This window comes from Pantoea sp. X-Soil-ISGK-421 (genome assembly GCF_059730785.1).
Genome location: NZ_AP035979.1, coordinates 3,937,991 through 3,957,028, shown reverse-complemented (window position 1 = coordinate 3,957,028; position 19,038 = coordinate 3,937,991). Strand labels below are relative to the sequence as shown.

17 protein-coding genes are annotated in these 19,038 nt (G+C 55.8%); 5 read left to right on the top strand and 12 right to left on the bottom strand.

The window, feature by feature from the left end; genetic code table 11:
• Nucleotides 1-7: 7 nt before the first annotated feature.
• Nucleotides 8-598 carry a YiiQ family protein gene (locus AC6I8K_RS18325; protein ID WP_064741494.1) on the bottom strand — a complete coding sequence of 197 codons (591 nt, stop codon included), beginning with the start codon at nt 596-598 and terminating at the stop codon, nt 8-10.
• A 106-nt stretch (nt 599-704) separates the two neighbouring features.
• Nucleotides 705-1,451 carry a ferredoxin--NADP(+) reductase gene (gene fpr / locus AC6I8K_RS18320; RefSeq protein ID WP_064741493.1) on the bottom strand — a complete coding sequence of 249 codons (747 nt, stop codon included), beginning with the start codon at nt 1,449-1,451 and terminating at the stop codon, nt 705-707.
• Nucleotides 1,452-1,734: 283 nt separating this feature from the next.
• Here fpr and emrD point away from each other — a divergent pair, with 283 nt between their 5' ends.
• Complete coding sequence (emrD, locus tag AC6I8K_RS18315; protein WP_497827181.1) at nt 1,735-2,931, top strand: multidrug efflux MFS transporter EmrD; 1,197 nt, start codon at nt 1,735-1,737, stop codon at nt 2,929-2,931.
• Here the strand turns inward: emrD and glpX are convergent.
• The 3 genes from glpX to AC6I8K_RS18300 all read right to left on the bottom strand — a co-directional run bounded on the left by glpX (nt 2,921) and on the right by AC6I8K_RS18300 (nt 6,414).
• Entirely contained in the window at nt 2,921-3,931 is a 1,011-nt protein-coding gene (gene glpX / locus AC6I8K_RS18310) for a class II fructose-bisphosphatase (RefSeq protein ID WP_483816441.1), read from the bottom strand. The genes emrD and glpX overlap by 11 nt on opposite strands.
• Nucleotides 3,932-4,026: 95 nt before the next feature.
• Complete coding sequence (gene glpK, locus AC6I8K_RS18305) at nt 4,027-5,535, bottom strand: glycerol kinase GlpK (RefSeq protein ID WP_064741490.1); 1,509 nt, start codon at nt 5,533-5,535, stop codon at nt 4,027-4,029.
• Between the two features lie 30 nt (nt 5,536-5,565).
• On the bottom strand, nt 5,566-6,414 hold the full coding sequence (locus AC6I8K_RS18300; protein WP_064741489.1) for an MIP/aquaporin family protein: 849 nt from the start codon (nt 6,412-6,414) through the stop codon (nt 5,566-5,568).
• 420 nt (nt 6,415-6,834) lie between these two features.
• On the opposite strand from AC6I8K_RS18300, the gene zapB reads away from it, so the two are divergent.
• Nucleotides 6,835-7,074 (top strand): cell division protein ZapB, encoded by a 240-nt coding sequence (gene zapB, locus AC6I8K_RS18295; protein WP_007885384.1) that lies wholly within the window; start codon nt 6,835-6,837, stop codon nt 7,072-7,074.
• 50 nt (nt 7,075-7,124) lie between these two features.
• Here zapB and rraA read toward each other — a convergent pair whose 3' ends face one another.
• The 6 genes from rraA to priA form a co-directional block, all read right to left on the bottom strand.
• Entirely contained in the window at nt 7,125-7,610 is a 486-nt protein-coding gene (gene rraA / locus AC6I8K_RS18290) for a ribonuclease E activity regulator RraA (protein ID WP_061720294.1), read from the bottom strand.
• Between the two features lie 154 nt (nt 7,611-7,764).
• Nucleotides 7,765-9,102, bottom strand: coding sequence for an ATP-dependent protease ATPase subunit HslU (gene hslU / locus AC6I8K_RS18285; protein WP_064741488.1), 1,338 nt, complete (start codon nt 9,100-9,102; stop codon nt 7,765-7,767).
• 11 nt (nt 9,103-9,113) lie between these two features.
• A complete protein-coding gene (gene hslV / locus AC6I8K_RS18280) occupies nt 9,114-9,644 on the bottom strand; it encodes an ATP-dependent protease subunit HslV (RefSeq protein ID WP_007885391.1) in 531 nt (176 codons plus the stop codon).
• A gap of 105 nt (nt 9,645-9,749) precedes the next feature.
• Nucleotides 9,750-10,688 (bottom strand): cell division protein FtsN, encoded by a 939-nt coding sequence (gene ftsN / locus AC6I8K_RS18275; protein WP_497827180.1) that lies wholly within the window; start codon nt 10,686-10,688, stop codon nt 9,750-9,752.
• A 153-nt stretch (nt 10,689-10,841) separates the two neighbouring features.
• Nucleotides 10,842-11,879, bottom strand: coding sequence for a DNA-binding transcriptional regulator CytR (gene cytR / locus AC6I8K_RS18270; RefSeq protein WP_497827179.1), 1,038 nt, complete (start codon nt 11,877-11,879; stop codon nt 10,842-10,844).
• Between the two features lie 166 nt (nt 11,880-12,045).
• Nucleotides 12,046-14,244: a primosomal protein N' gene (gene priA, locus AC6I8K_RS18265; RefSeq protein WP_483816439.1), complete on the bottom strand. Its 2,199-nt coding sequence runs from the start codon at nt 14,242-14,244 to the stop codon at nt 12,046-12,048.
• 225 nt (nt 14,245-14,469) lie between these two features.
• Here priA and rpmE point away from each other — a divergent pair, with 225 nt between their 5' ends.
• The gene (gene rpmE / locus AC6I8K_RS18260) at nt 14,470-14,685 is read left to right on the top strand and encodes a 50S ribosomal protein L31 (protein WP_064741485.1); all 216 of its coding nucleotides are present in this window, start codon (nt 14,470-14,472) and stop codon (nt 14,683-14,685) included.
• A gap of 77 nt (nt 14,686-14,762) precedes the next feature.
• Here rpmE and metJ read toward each other — a convergent pair whose 3' ends face one another.
• Nucleotides 14,763-15,080, bottom strand: a complete 318-nt coding sequence (gene metJ / locus AC6I8K_RS18255; RefSeq protein WP_007885403.1) for a met regulon transcriptional regulator MetJ — start codon at nt 15,078-15,080, stop codon at nt 14,763-14,765.
• A gap of 275 nt (nt 15,081-15,355) precedes the next feature.
• Between metJ and metB the strand changes: the two genes are divergently transcribed.
• Both metB and AC6I8K_RS18245 read left to right on the top strand, forming a co-directional pair.
• A complete protein-coding gene (gene metB, locus AC6I8K_RS18250) occupies nt 15,356-16,516 on the top strand; it encodes a cystathionine gamma-synthase (protein WP_483816438.1) in 1,161 nt (386 codons plus the stop codon).
• 2 nt (nt 16,517-16,518) lie between these two features.
• Nucleotides 16,519-18,951 carry a bifunctional aspartate kinase/homoserine dehydrogenase II gene (locus AC6I8K_RS18245; RefSeq protein WP_064741483.1) on the top strand — a complete coding sequence of 811 codons (2,433 nt, stop codon included), beginning with the start codon at nt 16,519-16,521 and terminating at the stop codon, nt 18,949-18,951.
• The last annotated feature ends 87 nt before the right edge of the window (nt 18,952-19,038 follow it).

Here is a 19,038-nt window from a genome sequence, read left to right as displayed (position 1 = left end):
GGTGCGATCAGGGCGTAGCGAGCGCCAGTTTTATCGGCTCAACGGCGAAGGTCAAACCCTTATCACCGTTGTCCGCCACCACGAAACGCAATGCACCTTCGGTGCGGGCAAAATAGCGCGCGCCTTTCCCGGCGCTCAACAACGAATCAAGCTTTTTACGCCCCTCTTCGGGCGACAAGCCTGGGATGAAGAAGCGCAGCAGGGCGGTCATATAATCCATGGCGCGTGCCTGAGCGGCTTTCAGATCGGGGCCGGGAACCGGCAACCAGGTGATCTGCAGCGTTTTGATTTTGCCGGTACCTTGCTCCAGCGCGGTGGAAGCATACAAGGTTTCACTGATTTTGCTGGCGGCACGCGTCAGATTGCTTTTATCGCCGCGATTATCGATGGCGCGATATTCCTGCAGCTGTTGATCGGGATTAACCGCGTTGTACTTCTCACGGAACTGAGCAACGGTCATATCAAACGTTGGCGCACCCGCAAGCAGATAAGGCGCAGCAGGCAGATGATCGCTACGATCCAGTGCAGGCGCATCATCCGCCCAGGCGGGAAATGTCAGTGCGAGGCCAAGCAGCAGCGCGACTGGCAGGTTGTTCATTGCTTCGGCCCTAAATCATTCACTTAGCCCACGATTAGAACGGTTTTTACCGGGCAAAGTCAAAACCCGCACTGGGAAAAATCTCAGATTCTTCGCCCCGCGCCCATTACCAGTAATGCTCGCTGGTCATATGGCCGGGTTTACGTTTGAAATGCTTGCGCATCTCTCGCGTATCTTTCAACAGTTGCTGAGTATCGCGCACCATCTGCGGGTTACCACACAGCATCACATGGCTGGTTTCTGCCGTCAGCGGCAAGCCGACTGCGCGTTCCAGTTCACCACTTTCAATCAGCTGCGGGACGCGACCGTGCAGTGAACCGGCAATCTCTTCGCGACTCACCACCGTTTGAATATGTAACTTGCCCTGATAGCGCTGCTGCAAGGCCTGCATCAAGGGCAGAAAACTCAGGTCATCGGCAAAACGCGCGGCGTGCACCAACACAATATTGTCGAAACGATCCAGATCGTCCCCCTGTTGCAGAATCGATAAATAGGGACCGATTGCCGTGCCGGTCGCCAGCATCCACAGCGTTTGGCAGTCTGGGATTTCGTCGAGCACAAAGAAACCCGCCGCCTCTTTGGTGATCATCACCTGCTCGCCGGGCTGCAGCGCCTGCAAGCGTGGGCTCAGTTTGCCTTCCGGCACGGTGACCAGATAAAACTCCAGCAGCGGATCCTGCGGCGCGTTGACGTAGGAATAGGCACGTTGCACGCGCTCGCCGTCAATCTCCAGTGCCAACTTGGCAAACTGACCCGCCGTAAAGGCATCGATAGGCGCTTCAACGCGCAGGCTGAACAGTGCATCGGTCCAGTTCTTTACTTCTTTAACTTCAGCATTGATCCACTCTGCCATGTTGGCTCCTTAATCTTGATTGTGTAGGTACATCATCGCCATCGGCCTAACGGATTTCCAGTCCATGCTCGGGCAAAGGGCTCTCAGCGACAAACCCAGCGCACAGATCAGCAACTGTAGCGGACGGTTTACAATCTGGACTCTCAGCTTGACGGCTTAAGACATACCGCTTTGCCTGCGCCTCTCGATTTGTCACTGAATCCTGATATTTTTGCCGCCATAAATCCGAGGCGGCCTTTTTTGTGCTGCTTATTCTTTGTTTCTCAGGCAGACATTTTGTTCCATGTTGATAAGTAAAACGCAAAATCGCTTTCTGTTATTCATGCTGATCGTGCTGGTGGCGGTTGGGCAGATGGCGCAAACCATCTATGTGCCAGCGATGGCCAACATGGCCGAAACGCTCAATGTGCGCAGTGGGGCGATCCAGCAGGTGATGGCCGCCTATCTGATGACCTACGGCGGATCGCAGTTGATCTACGGCCCACTCTCGGACAGTTTTGGCCGACGTCCGGTGATCCTGATTGGCATGACGATCTTTGCCGTCGGCGCGTTGATCGCCATGTTCGCGCCCTCGCTCGATATTCTGGTACTCGGCAGCGCGGTGCAAGGTTTAGGCACCGGCGTAGCGGGCGTGATGGCGCGTACCATGCCGCGCGATCTCTACTCCGGCATCGCCCTGCGCCAGGCGAACAGCCTGCTTAATATGGGCATTCTGGTGAGCCCGCTGCTGGCACCGGTGATTGGTGCGCTGCTAACGCATCTGTTTGGCTGGCACGCCTGTTTTGCCTTCCTGCTGCTGCTGTGCGTCGGCGTTACCGCATCGATGGCACGCTGGTTGCCGGAAACCCGTCCTGCCGACACGCCTGCTACACCGTTCCTGAAGCGTTATGCCACGTTACTGAGTGACGGCAATTTCGTGCGCTACCTGCTGCTGCTGATTGGCGCACTGGCGGGCATCGCAGTGTTTGAAGCCAGCTGCGGCGTGCTGATGGGCGGCGTGTTGGGGCTGGATGGATTGACCGTCAGCATTCTGTTCATCCTGCCGATTCCTGCGGCGTTCTTTGGTGCCTGGTTTGCCGGACGCGAACAGAAATCCTGGCACACGCTGATGTGGTACGGCGTGAACAGCTGCCTGTTGGCGGGCTTGTTGATGTGGGTTCCCGCCTGGTTTGGCGTAATGAATATCTGGACGCTGCTGGTGCCGGCTGCGCTGTTCTTTTTTGGCGCGGGCATGCTGTTTCCACTGGCAACGTCGGGCGCGATGGAGCCGTATGCGTGGCTGGCGGGCAGCGCCGGTGCACTCATCGGCGGTTTGCAGAACCTGGGCTCTGGCGTGGTGGCGTGGCTTTCTGCGATGTTGCCACAGCACGACCAATCCAGCCTGGGCATGCTGATGTTTGTGACGTCGCTGGTGATGCTGCTGTGCTGGTGGCCGCTCTCACGTCATCCGGAGAGCGGCAATCAGGCGATTACAGGATAAATTGATGTAGCGCCGCGTCTTTGCGATCCAGATAATGGATCGATTGGATGCGGCGAATGGTGCGCGATTTGCCGCGCACCAGTAGCGTTTCGCTGGTGGCAATGTTGCCATTACGCGTGATGCCTTTTAGCAAATCGCCGGTGGTGATGCCGGTAGCGGCGAAGATCACGTTATCGTTGCGCGCCATCTGATCCAGCTTCAGTACCTGACCGGCCTCAATACCCATCTCAGCGCAGCGCTGCAGCTCATTCTCACCCAGGCGACGATTCTCTTCGCTATCGCCTTTCACCACGTGACGCGCCAGCAAGCGCGCCTGCATGTCGCCATCCATCGCACGGATCACCGCCGCCGACACCACACCTTCCGGTGCGCCGCCGATGCCGTACATCACATCGACTTCGCTATCCGGCATACAGGTTAGAATCGAGGCCGCGACGTCGCCATCCGGGAAGGAGAACACGCGCACGCCAAGCTGCTGCAGCTGGGCTATCACCGCATCGTGGCGTGGCTTGGCCAAAATCGACACCGTTAACTGGCTAAGCGGTTTGCCTAATGCCAGCGCGATGTTTTTCAGATTGATATCAAGCGGCAGATTGAGGTCGATGGCGCCGCGCGCGCCTGGCCCGACAATCAGCTTTTCCATGTACATATCAGGTGCGTGCAGGAAACTGCCCTTATCGCCCACCGCCAGCACCGCCAGCGCATTGGCCTGGCCCATCGCCGTCATGCGCGTGCCTTCAATCGGATCAACGGCGATATCCACCGCGTCGCCGCGACCGGTACCGACTTTTTCACCGATATACAGCATCGGCGCTTCGTCGATTTCGCCTTCGCCAATCACAATCTGGCCGTCGATATCGATAGTGTTGAGCATAATGCGCATGGCGTGAACGGCTGCGCCGTCGGCCGCATTTTTATCGCCGCGTCCTAACCAGTGATAGCCCGCCAGAGCGGCGGCTTCGGTCACGCGGGAAAATTCAATCGCGAGTTCTCGTTTCATGGTTGCACCTGACAAAAAACAGGCAGGCAGTTTAACACAGCGGGGAAGCGTGACGGGGGAAAACCCGCGGCAGGGTGCCGCGGGTCAGCAGGATTTTACTCTTCGTCTTCCCACGCTTTGGCGCGAGCGACGGCTTTCTTCCAGCCTGCGTAACGCACGTTACGTTCGGTGGTTTCGATGCTTGGGCGGAACTCACGCTCAATCACCGCTTTAGCACGGACTTCTTCCAGGTCGCCCCAGAAGCCGACGGCTAAGCCAGCCAGGTACGCTGCACCCAACGCGGTGACTTCACGCACTTCCGGACGCTCAACGCGGGTGCCGAGAATGTCTGACTGGAACTGCATCAGGAAGTTGTTGGCTACCGCACCGCCATCAACACGCAGCGATTGCAGACGCGTGCCCGCATCGTTTTGCATCGCTTCCAGTACGTCACGCGTCTGGTAAGCAATCGATTCCAGCGTGGCACGGATGATGTGGTTAGCGTTAGCACCGCGCGTCAGACCGAAAATCGCGCCGCGTGCATACGGGTCCCAGTAAGGTGCACCCAAGCCGGTGAAGGCAGGCACCATGTAGACGCCATTGCTGTCTTTCACTTTCAACGCAAAGTATTCAGAGTCAGTGGAATCACTGATCAGTTTCATCTCATCGCGCAGCCACTGAATCGACGCACCACCGATAAACACCGCACCTTCCAGCGCATAGTTCACTTCGCCGCGCGGACCGCAAGCGATGGTGGTCAGCAGGCCGTGCGTTGAGGTCACGGCTTCGGTGCCGGTGTTCATCAGCATAAAGCAGCCGGTGCCGTAAGTGTTTTTCGCCATACCCGGTTGAACGCACAGCTGGCCATACAGCGCCGCCTGCTGGTCACCGGCAATACCCGCGATTGGAATACGCGTACCGCCTTTACCACCAATGTTGGTCTGGCCGTACACTTCAGAAGAGCCTTTCACTTCTGGCAGCATTTCACGCGGGATATCGAGGATCTCCAGCATGCGCTCATCCCACTCCAGCTTGTGGATGTTGTACATCATGGTACGTGAGGCGTTGGTGTGATCGGTGACGTGTACACGTCCCTGCGTCATTTTCCAAATCAGCCAGGTATCAACGGTACCGAACAGCAGTTCGCCGCGTTTTGCACGCTCACGCGCGCCTTCAACGTGGTCGAGAATCCACTTCACTTTGGTGCCGGAGAAGTACGGGTTAATCACCAAACCGGTGGTGTGCTGGATATACTCTTCCAGGCCCTCTTTCTTCAGCTTGTTACAGTAATCTGCGGTGCGCGGATCCTGCCAGACGATGGCGTTGTAGATTGGCTTGCCGCTCTCTTTATCCCACACGATGGCGGTTTCACGCTGGTTGGTGATACCAATCGCCGCGATTTGATCCGAGTTAATGTCGGCGTGGGCCAGCACTTCAACCAGCGTTGAGCTTTGTGACGCCCAGATATCCATTGGGTCATGTTCAACCCAACCCGCTTTCGGGTAGATCTGAGTAAATTCGCGCTGAGAAACCGCAACGATGTTGGCATCATGATCAAGCACCACGGCGCGTGAGCTGGTTGTGCCCTGATCGAGTGCAACAATATATTTTTTATCAGTAGTCATTGTGCTTTCCTGATGTGGTATCGATGAAACTTACGCTTTACGCTGCTGAGCGCGCGCAACCGGTTTTTCTGCTGTGCTGGCTTCCGCGATGTTTACTGGCAGATGACGGCCAATCAGTGAGCGGTAGCCAAAGGCTCCGAGGCAAGCACCGACCAGCGGGCCAAAAATCGGAACCAGGAAATAAGGAATATCTTTGCCACCGGTGAAGGCGACGTTGCCCCAGCCAGCGAAGAAGGCGAACAGTTTTGGACCGAAGTCACGCGCCGGGTTAAGTGCGAAGCCGGTGAGTGGGCCCATTGCACCACCGATAATGGCAACTAACAGACCGATCAACAACGGTGCCAGTGGACCACGTGGTACGCCGTTGCCATCATCGGTCAGCGCCATGATAACGCCCATCAATACGGCGGTAATCACCATCTCTACCAGGAACGCCTGACCAACACTGATGTGCGGGTTCGGATAGGTAGAGAAGATACCGGCCAGATCAAGGCTTTCGACGCTACCGCGTACCATCTGGTGGCTGGTTTCAAAATCCACGAACAAATTGTAGTAAAGACCGTAAACCAACGCGGCAGCGCAGAACGCGCCGGCAACCTGCGCCAGGATATACGGGACGACTTTACGACCTTCAAAGTTAGCGAACAGGCACAGCGCGATAGTGACGGCAGGGTTAAGATGCCCGCCAGAAACGCCCGCGCTAAGATAGACGGCCATGGATACGGCTAAACCCCAGATAATACAAATTTCCCACTGACCGAACGCAGCACCGGCCAATTTCAGTGCGGCAACGCAGCCTGCACCAAAAAAGATGATCAAACCGGTGCCGATAAATTCGGCGATGCACTGACCTGTTAGTGTGTTAGTTGTTTGACTCATAATGGCATTCCTGAAGCGAGGTTAAATTTTATCAGTTTTTGTTCTCATCCATGAGTCGCCCAGCTTTTAATGTAGGGTTGATGTGAATTTATCGTTAACGAGCATAAACGAGAAATAGCGAAATTGAAAACTGTGTACTGCGTCATAAAAATGCGCGTTTTCGCGTCTTTTGCGTTTCTTTAAGGCCCATTAAGACGGCTTTGCGGGTTGATGGTGACGTGATCGCGCACACAGATGCGCGAAGATGCGCATTTTTTTAGGCATTGACTGAAAAGTGTTACAGACTACCCCCGCAAGCCTTGTGCCGCTGGACTTGCTGGGTTTGGCTACATACAATCGAGTCATCGTGGCTGAGCGCACCATCATAAGGCATGCATTAGCCCCATCAACGCCTTGCAAGATTTAGGAGAGGTCAGAAAGATGTCATTTGAAGTGTTCGAGAAACTGGAAGCGAAAGTACAGCAGGCGATTGATACCATCACTCTGCTGCAGATGGAAATTGAAGAGCTGAAAGAGCAAAACAATACGCTGAAAAACGAAGTCAGCCAGGCTTCAGGCAACCAGGATGCACTGGTGCGTGAAAATCAACATCTGAAAGAAGAGCAGCACGTCTGGCAGGATCGTCTGCGGGCACTGCTGGGAAAAATGGAAGAAGTTTAAGCGTCAATGCTTAAACCAACGGGTGCCGCGGCACCCGTTTTTGTTGCGACTTACTCGATGTCGAGTGCGTCTTCAGACAGGATGATGCCAGTATTATCGGCATACAGATGGTCGCCAGAGAAGAAGGTCACGCCGCCGAAGTTAACGCGCACATCACTTTCGCCAATGCCTTCACCTGCTGCACCCACCGGAATCGCCGCGATCGCCTGAATGCCGATTTCCAGCTCTTCAAGGTCGTCAACCTGACGTACCGAGCCGTAAACCACGATGCCTTCCCACTCATTTTGCGCCGCCAGACTCGCCAGCTGAGCATCGACCAGTGCGCGACGAACCGAACCGCCGCCGTCCACCAGCAATACGCGACCCCGACCGTTCTCTTCCAGCAAATCGTAGAGTAAGCCGTTATCTTCGAAACATTTCACTGTGGTGATTTGACCACCGAATGAGCTGCGCCCACCAAAGTTCGAAAAAAGCGGTTCAACAACATTCACAGCTTCGTGGTAGATGTCACAGAGTTCAGATGTATCGTATTTCATGAGGGTTTTCGTCTGTTTGCCACAGGAGCGCTAAGTATATCGCTATCTGGCGATTGTTGGCAAAATCATCAACCGCCAAAAAAAGCGTTGCATCAATATCCTGCGTAAAAAAAAGCCCGGCACAGTGGCCGGGCAGAGATTTCGCGGGTGAAGCTTACAGAATGAAGCGGCTGAGATCTTCGTCGGCCACCAGCTCATCCAGATGCTTACCAACGTACTCGGCATCGATGGTGATCGATTCACCGTTACGATCGCTGGCGTCATAGGAGATATCTTCCATCAGACGCTCCAGAACGGTATGCAGACGACGCGCACCGATGTTCTCAGTGGTTTCGTTCACCTGCCATGCGGCTTCGGCGATACGACGCACTGCATCTTCGGTGAAGTCGATGTTAACCCCTTCAGTGCCCATTAGCGCTTTGTACTGCACGGTAACCGAGGCGTTTGGCTCGGTCAGGATGCGCTCGAAGTCGTTGACGGTCAGCGCCTGCAGTTCAACGCGAATCGGCAGACGGCCCTGCAGTTCGGGAATCAGATCTGACGGACTGGCGACCTGGAACGCGCCGGAAGCGATAAACAGAATGTGGTCAGTTTTCACCATGCCGTGCTTGGTGGAAACGGTGCAACCTTCTACCAGCGGCAGCAGGTCGCGCTGTACGCCTTCACGCGAAACGTCTGGGCCGCCGGCATTCTGGCCGCCGCGCTTACAGATTTTGTCGATTTCGTCGATGAACACGATGCCGTGCTGCTCGACGGCATCGATGGCATCCTGCTTCAGCTCTTCCGGGTTCACCAGCTTGGCCGCTTCTTCTTCAATCAGCAGCTTCATGGCTTCTTTGATTTTCAGCTTACGCGGCTTCTGCTTCTGTCCACCGAGGTTCTGGAACATCGATTGCAGCTGGCTGGTCATCTCTTCCATGCCCGGAGGCGCCATGATTTCAACGCCGGCTGAAGAAGCAGCCAGATCGATCTCAATCTCTTTGTCGTCCAGCTGACCTTCGCGCAGTTTCTTGCGGAATGACTGACGCGCTGTCGATGGCTCAGCCGCTTGCTCAGCCTGGCCCCAGTTATTTTTTGCCGGTGGAATCAGCACATCGAGGATGCGCTCTTCCGCCATCTCTTCGGCACGGTATTTGTTCTTCTCGATCGCCTGGCTGCGCACCATCTTGATGGCAGAATCGGTCAGATCGCGAATGATGGAATCAACCTCTTTGCCGACGTAACCGACTTCGGTGAATTTGGTGGCTTCCACTTTGATGAACGGTGCGTTAGCCAGTTTAGCTAAGCGACGGGCGATTTCGGTTTTACCGACGCCGGTTGGACCAATCATCAGGATGTTTTTTGGCGTCACTTCATGGCGCAGCTCTTCGTCGAGCTGCATGCGGCGCCAGCGGTTACGCAGGGCGATCGCGACCGCCTTCTTTGCACCGTCCTGGCCGATAATAAAGCGGTTAAGCTCGCTGACAATCTCGCGTGGAGTCATCTCGGACATGATTTTTATCCTTACGCCTTAGACGGTAATGCTTCGATGTTAATATTGTGGTTGGTGTAGATACAGATATCGCCGGCGATGTTCAGCGCCTTTTCAACGATATCTTGTGCACCAATGTCCGTGTTTTCCAGCAACGCGCGTGCCGCTGCCTGGGCGTAAGGCCCACCAGAACCAATGGCAATCAGGTCATTTTCCGGCTGGATGACATCGCCGTTGCCGCTGATGATCAGCGAGGCGTTTTCGTCGGCGACCGCCAGCAGCGCTTCGAGGCGACGCAGCATGCGGTCGGTACGCCAATCTTTGGCCAGCTCGACCGCCGCTTTCACCAGGTGGCCCTGGTGCATCTCCAGCTTGCGCTCAAACAGTTCAAACAGGGTGAAGGCATCTGCGGTACCGCCAGCAAAACCGGCGATCACTTTATCGTTGTAAAGACGACGGACTTTTTTAACGTTGCCTTTCATTACGGTATTGCCGAGCGTAGCCTGGCCATCACCGCCAATCACTACCTGGCCGTTGCGTCGTACACTTACTATTGTTGTCACGGGCAGACCCCTTGTTGCAGTAGAAAAGGAACTCCGCGCACTCGGCGCGGAGTATCATGCAACCAGATATGGGGCAGGATTGGGGAGTTTCAACCCCTAAAGAATTTAAGGTAAAGCGAGGGGAATACAACTTCCGTGACCGGAACTGTGTAAGCGTTTTACCGTGCTGTCCGCGCTACTGCGATCTTTGAATGGCCCGATCACCACGCGATTCCAGCCACCGCCGGTGGTAATACGGCTCTCAAATCCTTCAAATGCCAACCCGGCGCGCACTGACTCCGCCTGATCGGTGCCTTTGAACGAACCACACTGCACCATCCAGCGCTGCGAAGAGGCTTTCTCTTCCGCTTTCACCTTGGCGGTTTCCTGCGGTTTAGTCTGCTGCGTTGGCTCGCGCGTGATTGGTGCAGCTTGCTGTTGCTGCTGACGGGTGGCCTGTTGTTGCTGCAACTGTTGCTGGCGCTGCTGCTGCTGTAGCTGCTGCTGACGTTGCAACTGCTGTTGTTGTTGTACCTGCTGCTGACGTTGCAACTGCTGCTGTTGTTGTTGTACCTGCTGCTGCTGTTGTTGCACCTGCTGACGCTGCAGCGTTTGCTGGCGCTGCGCCGGGGTTTGTTCGTTCCACGGCACTTCATTCAGCTGCGTAGGCTGCTGGCGCATATCGGCCTGCATCTGTTCCAGCAGCTGGCGCTGTTCATCGGTCAGCTGAGTTTGTGACTGCACGCCACCGGCTGAAGGCTCAGTCGGCGAAGGAACGGTAATTTGGCGATTTTCCAACTCTTTGATGTACTTCCAGCGCTCTTCGGGCTTCGGCGGCAGGCCGTTACCGTTGGCTTTATGATTTGGAATGACCTCAATCTCTTCTTTCTTATGATGCGAGATGAACCATAAACCACCGGCAAAGGTGACCAGCACGGCCACGGCCAGTACCATCATGAGCTTTGAAGTGCCTGATCCGCCTTTGCTTTTCTTACTGCGGCTGGCGGGTTTTTTGCGACGCGTCCCTGTTGAACGCCCGCGGCCTACATAATCTTTCTGTGCCACTTTCGTTCTAATACCCTTCAAAAAAATATGCCAATGGGCATGTAAATGTGCTGTTAATTGCCCGGCAATGAATGCGCCATGTTACGCAAGGGCTGGAACTTTGACCAGCACAGTCTGCCTTCAGAATGCGCTGAAAATGCAGGCTTCTATACGTTATTTTTCGCGTTTTGCTGCGGGTGCCGTACTGCCGCGCACGCGCAGCTCTGCATCCAGCAGGCGCGAACCGTTATTCACGCGTTTGCCCTGCAATTCATCAAGCAGTAGCAGCATAGCTTCACGGCCAATGGCGAAGCGCGGCTGGGCCACGGTGGTTAGCGGCGGATCGTAGTATTGCGCCAGTTCGATATCATCAAAGCCCACCACTGAGAGGTCCTGCGGAATACGCATGCCGAGTTTGCGCGCCTGATTCATTGCGCCCAGCGCCATCAGATCGCTATGGCAGAAAATCGCTTTCGGCGGCTGCGGCAAACTCATCAATTGTTTCAGTGCATTGGCACCCGCTTCAAAGGTGAAGTCACCGTGCACAATCATGGTCGGATCGATAGCGATACTGCTGCGGCGCAGCGCTTGGATGTAGCCCTGCAGTCGATACTGACTTAGCGGAATGTGTTCTGGCCCGGTAATGCAGGCGATTTGGCGGTGGCCGAGTTGCAGCAGGTGATTCACCGCTTCAAAGGCTGCCGTCAGGTTATCGATATGGACCGTAGGCAGCGCCATTTCCGGCGCAAATTCGTTACCCATCACCATGGGCGGCAGGTTGCGCTGGTCTTCAATGCCAGCGTCAAACGGCAGTTGTGAACCTAACAACACCATGCCGTCGATTTGTCGCGTCAGCATTAAATTCAGGAAGGTTTTTTCCTGTTTATTCTGATGGGCGCAATCGCCAATCAGCACCAGATAACCTTCGTGTGCGGCGGTGACTTCCACGCCGCGAATGATCTCACTGAAGAAGGGATCGCAGATGTCCGGCACAATCACCAGAATGGTTTGCGTTTCCCCGCGTTTAGCATTGCGCGCCAAACCGTGCGGCGCATAGCCCACGGCAATTACGGCTTTTTCAACTTTGAGCCGGGTAGCGGCTGAGACTTTTTCTGGATTCATCAACGCACGTGAAACCGTGGCGGTGGAAACGCCTGCTTTCTCGGCCACATCTTTCATGGTGGCGGCGGTGGAAGGTTGCTTCTGGTCCAACGTATAACTCCTGACGCGGTACAGCGCATTGATTTTCAGACATTACCGGGCTTCAACCGGGTCGGCACTATTGTTAACCCAAGGTCGTGCCGGGTTGTTACTTAATTTGCATAAAAATTGTGACTTGTGCGACTTTTTTCGATCTGGCTCGCAGATGTGGCGCGGCTTAACTCTCGGTGGGGTCGATATCCAGCGTCCATTTCACTTTGCGCGCGGCGGGCAACGTGGCGATGAGCGGCAGCGATCCGCTCAGCAACTGTTGCAAACGTTTTCGTGAAGGATGTTGCAACAGCAGCTGCCAGCGCCAGCGGCCGCTGCGCTTCGGAGCCAATGCCGGAACCGGCCCCATCAGCCACATCGCGTCATCTTTTAACGGGCTGGCTTCCAGCAAATTACGCAGTTGAGTGAGGAATTCTGCTGCCTGTTGATTATCCATATCCTCGGCGCGGAACAGCGCGTGGCTGGTCCACGGTGGCAGTTGCACCGACTGGCGCTCCAGCAGCGTTTGATCGGCAAAAGCGAAATAGCCGCGGTGCAGCAAAGTTTGCAGCAGCGGATGGTCTGGATGATGGGTTTGCAGCAACACTTCGCCCTGTTTACCGGCGCGACCCGCACGGCCTGCAACCTGGGTATACAGCTGTGCGAAACGCTCAGCGGCGCGGAAATCGGCCGAGAACAGCGCGCCATCAACATCCAGCAGCGACACCAGCGTGACATCCGGGAAGTGATGGCCCTTCGCCAGCATTTGCGTGCCTACCAGAATGCGCGCACCGCCGCGATGTACATCGGCCAGATGCTGCTCCAGCGCACCTTTGCGGCTGGTGGTGTCGCGATCGATACGAGATACCGGCACGCCGGGGAACAGCGTGCCAAGCTGCTGTTCCAGCTGTTCGGTGCCCACACCAACCGGCATCAAATGCGTTGAACCACAGCCCGGGCATTGATTCGGCAGCGGACGCTGGCTGTCACAATGGTGGCAGCGCAGCTGGCGATGGTTCTGATGCAGCGTGTAATAGCTATCGCAGCGCTGACATTCCGCCAGCCAGCCGCAATCATGGCACATCAGCGCCGGCGAGAAGCCGCGACGGTTAAGGAACAGCAATACCTGATTATCGGCTTGCAGATGCTGGCGCATTTTGCCGAGCAGCGCCGGCGCTAATCCGCCTTTCAGCTGCTGGCCTTTAAGATCGATCAGCTGCTGTAGCGCTGGTTTGGCATTGCCCGCGCGTTTGGTGAGATTAAGCTGGCGATATTTGCCCACGCGCACGTTGTGCAGGGTTTCCAGCGCGGGCGTGGCCGAACCCATCACAATCGGAATGTCTTCTTCATGGGCGCGGAACACCGCCAGATCGCGCGCCTGATAGCGCCAGCCTTCCTGCTGTTTGTACGAGCTGTCGTGCTCTTCATCAATGATGATCACGCCGGGACGCGCCAGCGGCGTGAACAATGCTGAACGTGTACCGATAACAATCGCGGTTTCACCACTGCGCGCGCGCAGCCAGACGGCAAGGCGTTCGCTATCATTCAGTGCCGAGTGCAGCACATCAATCGGCGCATCAAAGCGCTCGCGGAAGCGGGCGATGGTTTGTGGCGTCAGTCCGATTTCCGGCACCAGCACCAGCGCCTGCTTGCCGCGTGCCAGCACGTTCTCTAACACGCTGAGATACACCTCAGTTTTACCAGAACCGGTAATACCGGCGAGCAACCATGGCGCATAGTGATCGTCTTCGCTACGCATCGCGCCCACCGCCATCGCCTGATCGGTATTCAGGCGCAGGCGTTCACCTTTTACGGCAAAGCTGGTGCGCCAGTCGTGCATCTGCGGCGTATGTTCACGCAACTCGCACAAGCCTTTTGCCCGCAACGCTTGTAGCGCGGCATCGGTAAAATCGTGTTCGCTGACCTGATGGCGATACAGTGGTCGCTGACGCAGCATCGCCAGCGCTTGCTGCTGTTTCGGCGCGCGCTTCAGGCTCTCCATCGCCACTTCGCGGCCAGCATCATTAATGACCCATTGCCACAGCGGCGCTTCCTGCGCGGGTTTACCCTGACGTAGCAGCACCGGCAGCGCATGGCTGAGCACTTCACCCAGCGGCGAATGATAGTAGTGCGCGGCCCAGTGCAAAATGCGCCATAGCGCGGGCGAGAACAGACTGTGATTGTCGAGCACGCTGTCTATCTGCTTGAGCTGCGTCAGCGGGAGATCGCTGGTCTCACGCGTGCCGACCACAATACCGATCATTTTGCGATTGCCGAACGGCACATTCACGCGTGCGCCCGCCACCGGCTGCGGCGCATCGGTCGGCAGCAAGTAATCAAACAGGCGAGGTAGCGGAACGGGCAGGGCAACCTGAACAACGGGCATGGGAATCTCTATCCGGCTCGAAGAAATAAGGAGAAGTAGTGTACACGTTGCTACCTTGAGCGGGAATCTACAGCAGTGATTTGCTAAAAGTGGTTAATTTCTGTATACTATGCCGCCTTCGATGAGATCGCTCGTCGGAGCATACACTTAATGTTCAACCGCGTGTGGTGCTGTGCAGGCTGAGCCTGGCACGGAGAGCGACACGGCCTTTTATGAGGTTCTCCCATGAAACAAGGTATTCACCCTAAGTACGAAGCAGTAACCATGACTTGCTCTTGCGGTAACGTGATCAACACCCGTTCAACCATGGCTTCTGGTCTGAACCTGGACGTGTGCGGCAAATGCCACCCGTTCTACACTGGTAAGCAGCGTGTAGCTGACACCGGTGGCCGTGTAGATCGCTTCAACAAGCGTTTCAGCGTGCCAGCAACCAAGAAATAAGATTATTTGCCGTCGAATCCTCGCGATTCGGATGCAAGAAAAAACCCAGCTTCGGCTGGGTTTTTTTATTTCTGGCTTCAGTATTCCCAGCTATCGGGATCGATGCCCATCTCACGCATAATCTGTTTCGCTTCTTCCGGAATCTCATCGCTGCGTTCTTTACGCAAATCAACATCGTTCGGCAGAGGCTGCCCGGTGAAAGCATGCAAAAAGGCTTCACACAGCAGTTCGCTGTTGGTGGCGTGACGCAGGTTATTCACCTGACGGCGGGTACGCTCGTCTGTTAAAATCTTCAGCACTTTCAGCGGGATAGAAACTGTGATTTTCTTGACCTGCTCGCTCTTCTTACCATGTTCAGCGTAAGGGCTGATATATTCGCCGTTCCATTCAGCCATGGGTTACCTTAATCAATAAAAGTTGAATATGGGGAAATCCGTTGATTATGCCCGATTTTTCGATGCCTGACCCCTTAAACTGCAGGTTTTATGCTTGAGCACCGCTTCTGCCAAGGAAAGCGCGCTGAACACCAGGCGATGACGGACAATTTTAGCGGTTATTAATGATTTGCTCAATCTATACGCAAAGACATTTAGATGTCCAGATGTATTGACGTCTATGTGCTGAATGTTATGCTGTTGCTCTTCTTTATTCTTCAGGAACAGTAAGCACCATGACGCGTAAACAGGCAACCATCGCAGTACGCAGCGGTTTGAATGATGACGAGCAATATGGCTGCGTTGTCCCACCGATTCATCTCTCCAGCACCTATAACTTTCTCGACTTCAATGAACCGCGTGCGCATGACTATTCGCGACGTGGTAATCCAACGCGTGATGTGGTTCAGCGCGCGCTAGCGGAGTTAGAAGGTGGTGCAGGCGCGGTATTAACGAATACCGGCATGTCAGCGATTCATCTGGTGACAACCGTGTTCCTGAAGCCAGGCGATTTGCTCGTAGCTCCCCACGATTGCTACGGCGGCAGCTATCGTCTGTTCGATAGCCTGAGCAAACGTGGCGCGTATCGCGTGAAGTTTGTTGATCAGGGTGATAAAGCGGCGCTGGCCGCGGCGTTAGCCGAGAAGCCAAAGCTGGTGCTGGTTGAGAGCCCAAGCAATCCGCTGCTGCGTGTGGTTGATATTGCCAGCATTTGCGCCGCGGCGCGCGACGCCGGCGCGATCAGCGTGGTGGACAACACATTCCTCAGCCCGGCACTGCAAAACCCGCTGGCGCTGGGTGCCGATTTGGTGGTTCACTCCTGCACCAAATATCTGAACGGCCACTCTGATGTGGTGGCGGGCGCGGTGATTTCGAAAGATCCGGCGATGGCCACCGATCTGGCGTGGTGGGCGAATAATATTGGCGTAACCGGCGCAGCGTTTGATAGCTACCTGCTGCTGCGTGGTTTACGCACATTATCCCCGCGTATCGCCGCTGCACAACGCAACGCACTGGCGATAGTTGATTACCTGAAGCAACAACCGCTGGTGAAAAAACTGTATCATCCTTCTCTGCCGGAAAATGCCGGACATGAGTTTGCGGTACGTCAGCAGCGTGGCTTTGGTGCCATGTTGAGTTTCGAAATCGATGCCGATGAGGCTCGCCTGCGCCGCTTCCTGAAAGCGCTGCAGCTGTTCACGCTGGCCGAATCGCTCGGCGGCGTAGAGAGTTTGATTTCACATACCGCGACCATGACGCATGCGGGCATGTCTGCAGAAGCGCGCGCGGCAGCGGGAATTTCTGAAACACTGCTGCGTATTTCTGTTGGGATTGAAGATCACGAAGATTTAATTGCCGATCTGGATAATGCATTCCGGATCGCAGCCGAGGAGTAACCATGACGAGTTCAGTAGGCGCGGGAACGCCGATCAAGCAGTTGCATAAATTTGGTGGCAGTAGCCTGGCCGACGCACGTTGCTATCAACGCGTGGCCAGCATCATGGCGGATTACAGCCAGCCTGGCGACTTAATGGTGGTCTCTGCCGCAGGCAGCACGACTAACCAGTTGATCAGCTGGCTGAAATTGAGCCAGAGCGATCGCTTATCTGCCCATCAGGTGCAACAGGCTTTACGCCGTTTTCACAGCGAGTTAATTGCTGCGCTGTTGCCTGCTGAATATGCCGAAACCCTGACGTCTTCCTTTATACGCGATCTGGAAAGACTGGCCGCGCTGCTTGATGGCACCATCACCGATGCGGTGTATGCCGAAGTGGTGGGACACGGTGAAATCTGGTCAGCGCGCTTGATGGCCGCCGTGTTGAGCCAGCGGGAAATTGAAGCAGCCTGGCTGGATGCGCGTGACTTCCTGCGCGCTGAACGCGCCGCGCAGCCACAGGTTGATGAAGGTAAATCCTGGCCGCTGCTGCAGGCGCTGTTGGCGCAGCATCCGCATAAACGCCTGGTGGTAACCGGATTTATCAGCCGTAGCGAAGCCGGTGAAACGGTATTGCTGGGTCGTAACGGTTCTGACTACTCCGCTACACAGATTGGTGCGCTGGCGGGTGTGGGTCGCGTGACTATCTGGAGCGATGTGGCGGGCGTCTACAGCGCCGATCCACGTAAAGTCTCTGATGCGTGCCTGCTGCCGCTGCTGCGTCTGGATGAGGCCAGCGAACTGGCGCGTCTGGCGGCACCGGTGCTGCACACCCGCACCTTGCAGCCGGTATCCAATAGCGATATCGATTTACAGCTGCGTTGCAGCTATCAACCGGAGCAGGGCTCGACGCGCATCGAGCGCGTGCTGGCCTCCGGCACCGGTGCGCGTATCGTCACCAGCCATGATGATGTGTGTCTGGTAGAGATTGAGATTCCCGCTAATCACGATTTCAAAACGCAGCAGAAAGAGATCGATTTGCTGCTGAAGCGCGCGCAGCTGCGTCCGCTGGCAATCGGTGTTCATCCCGATCGTCGTCTGCTGCAGCTGTGTTATACCTCGGAAGTGGTGAATAGCGCCTTCAATCTGCTGCAGGACGCCGCACTGCCGGGCCATCTGCAATTGCGCGACGGCTTAGCGCTAGTGGCGCTGGTGGGTGCGGGCGTGACGCGTAATCCGCTACACAGCCATCGCTTCTGGCAGCAGATCAAAGATCAGCCGGTGGAGTTTGTCTGGCAGTCTGAAGATCACATCAGCATCGTGGCGGTACTGCGCGTTGGCCCGACGCAGCATCTGATTCAGGGACTGCATCAGTCGCTGTTTCGCGCCGAGAAACGTATTGGCCTGATGCTGTTCGGTAAAGGTAACATCGGTTCACGCTGGCTGGAGTTGTTTGCTCGCGAGCAGGAATCACTGTCAGCACGCACGGGATTTGAGTATGTGCTGGCGGGCGTCGCAGACAGCAACCGCAGTTTGTTGAGCTACGACGGTCTGGAAGCCAGCCGCGCGTTGGCGTTCTTTGATGATGAAGCGGTCGAGCGTGATGAAGAGTCGCTGTTCCTGTGGATGCGTGCGCACCCGTTCGATGATTTAGTGGTGCTGGACGTCACCGCCAGCGAGCAGCTGGCGCAGCAGTATCACGACTTCGCCAGTCACGGCTTCCACGTCATCAGCGCCAACAAGGTTGCCGGTGCGTCAAGCGGCCAGAGCTGGCGTCAGGTGCGTGATGCTTTCGCCAAAACCGGTCGTCATTGGTTGTACAACGCCACCGTGGGCGCCGGTTTACCGGTCAATCATACGGTGCGCGATTTGCGTGAAAGCGGCGATAGCATTTTATCAATTAGCGGGATTTTCTCTGGCACGCTGTCCTGGCTGTTCCTGCAATTTGACGGCACGGTGCCGTTTAGCGAATTGGTCGATCAGGCGTGGCAACAAGGCTTGACCGAACCGGATCCGCGTGTTGATTTATCCGGACAGGATGTGATGCGCAAACTGGTGATCCTGGCGCGTGAGGCGGGCTACGATATCGAGCCCGATCAGGTGCGGGTTGAATCGTTGGTGCCATCCATTTGCGAAGGGGAGTCGATTGATCACTTCTTCGAAAACGCCGACGAGCTGAATGACCAGATGCTGCAGCGTCTGGAAGCGGCGCAGGAGATGGGTTTGGTACTGCGTTACGTGGCACGTTTTGATGCCAACGGCAAAGCACGCGTTGGTGTGGAGGCCGTGCGTCCAGAGCATCCATTGGCCGCGTTGCTGCCGTGCGATAACGTGTTTGCCATCGAAAGCCGCTGGTATCGCGATAATCCACTGGTGATTCGTGGACCGGGCGCGGGCCGTGACGTCACGGCAGGCGCGCTGCAATCGGATATCAACCGCCTCGCACAACTGCTGTAACCTGCCTGACTTTGCAGACGGCATCGTCCGTCTGCTTCTTTGACTTTCCCACGCATCATGAAAAGCGTTCATCTTGAATGAAGATTT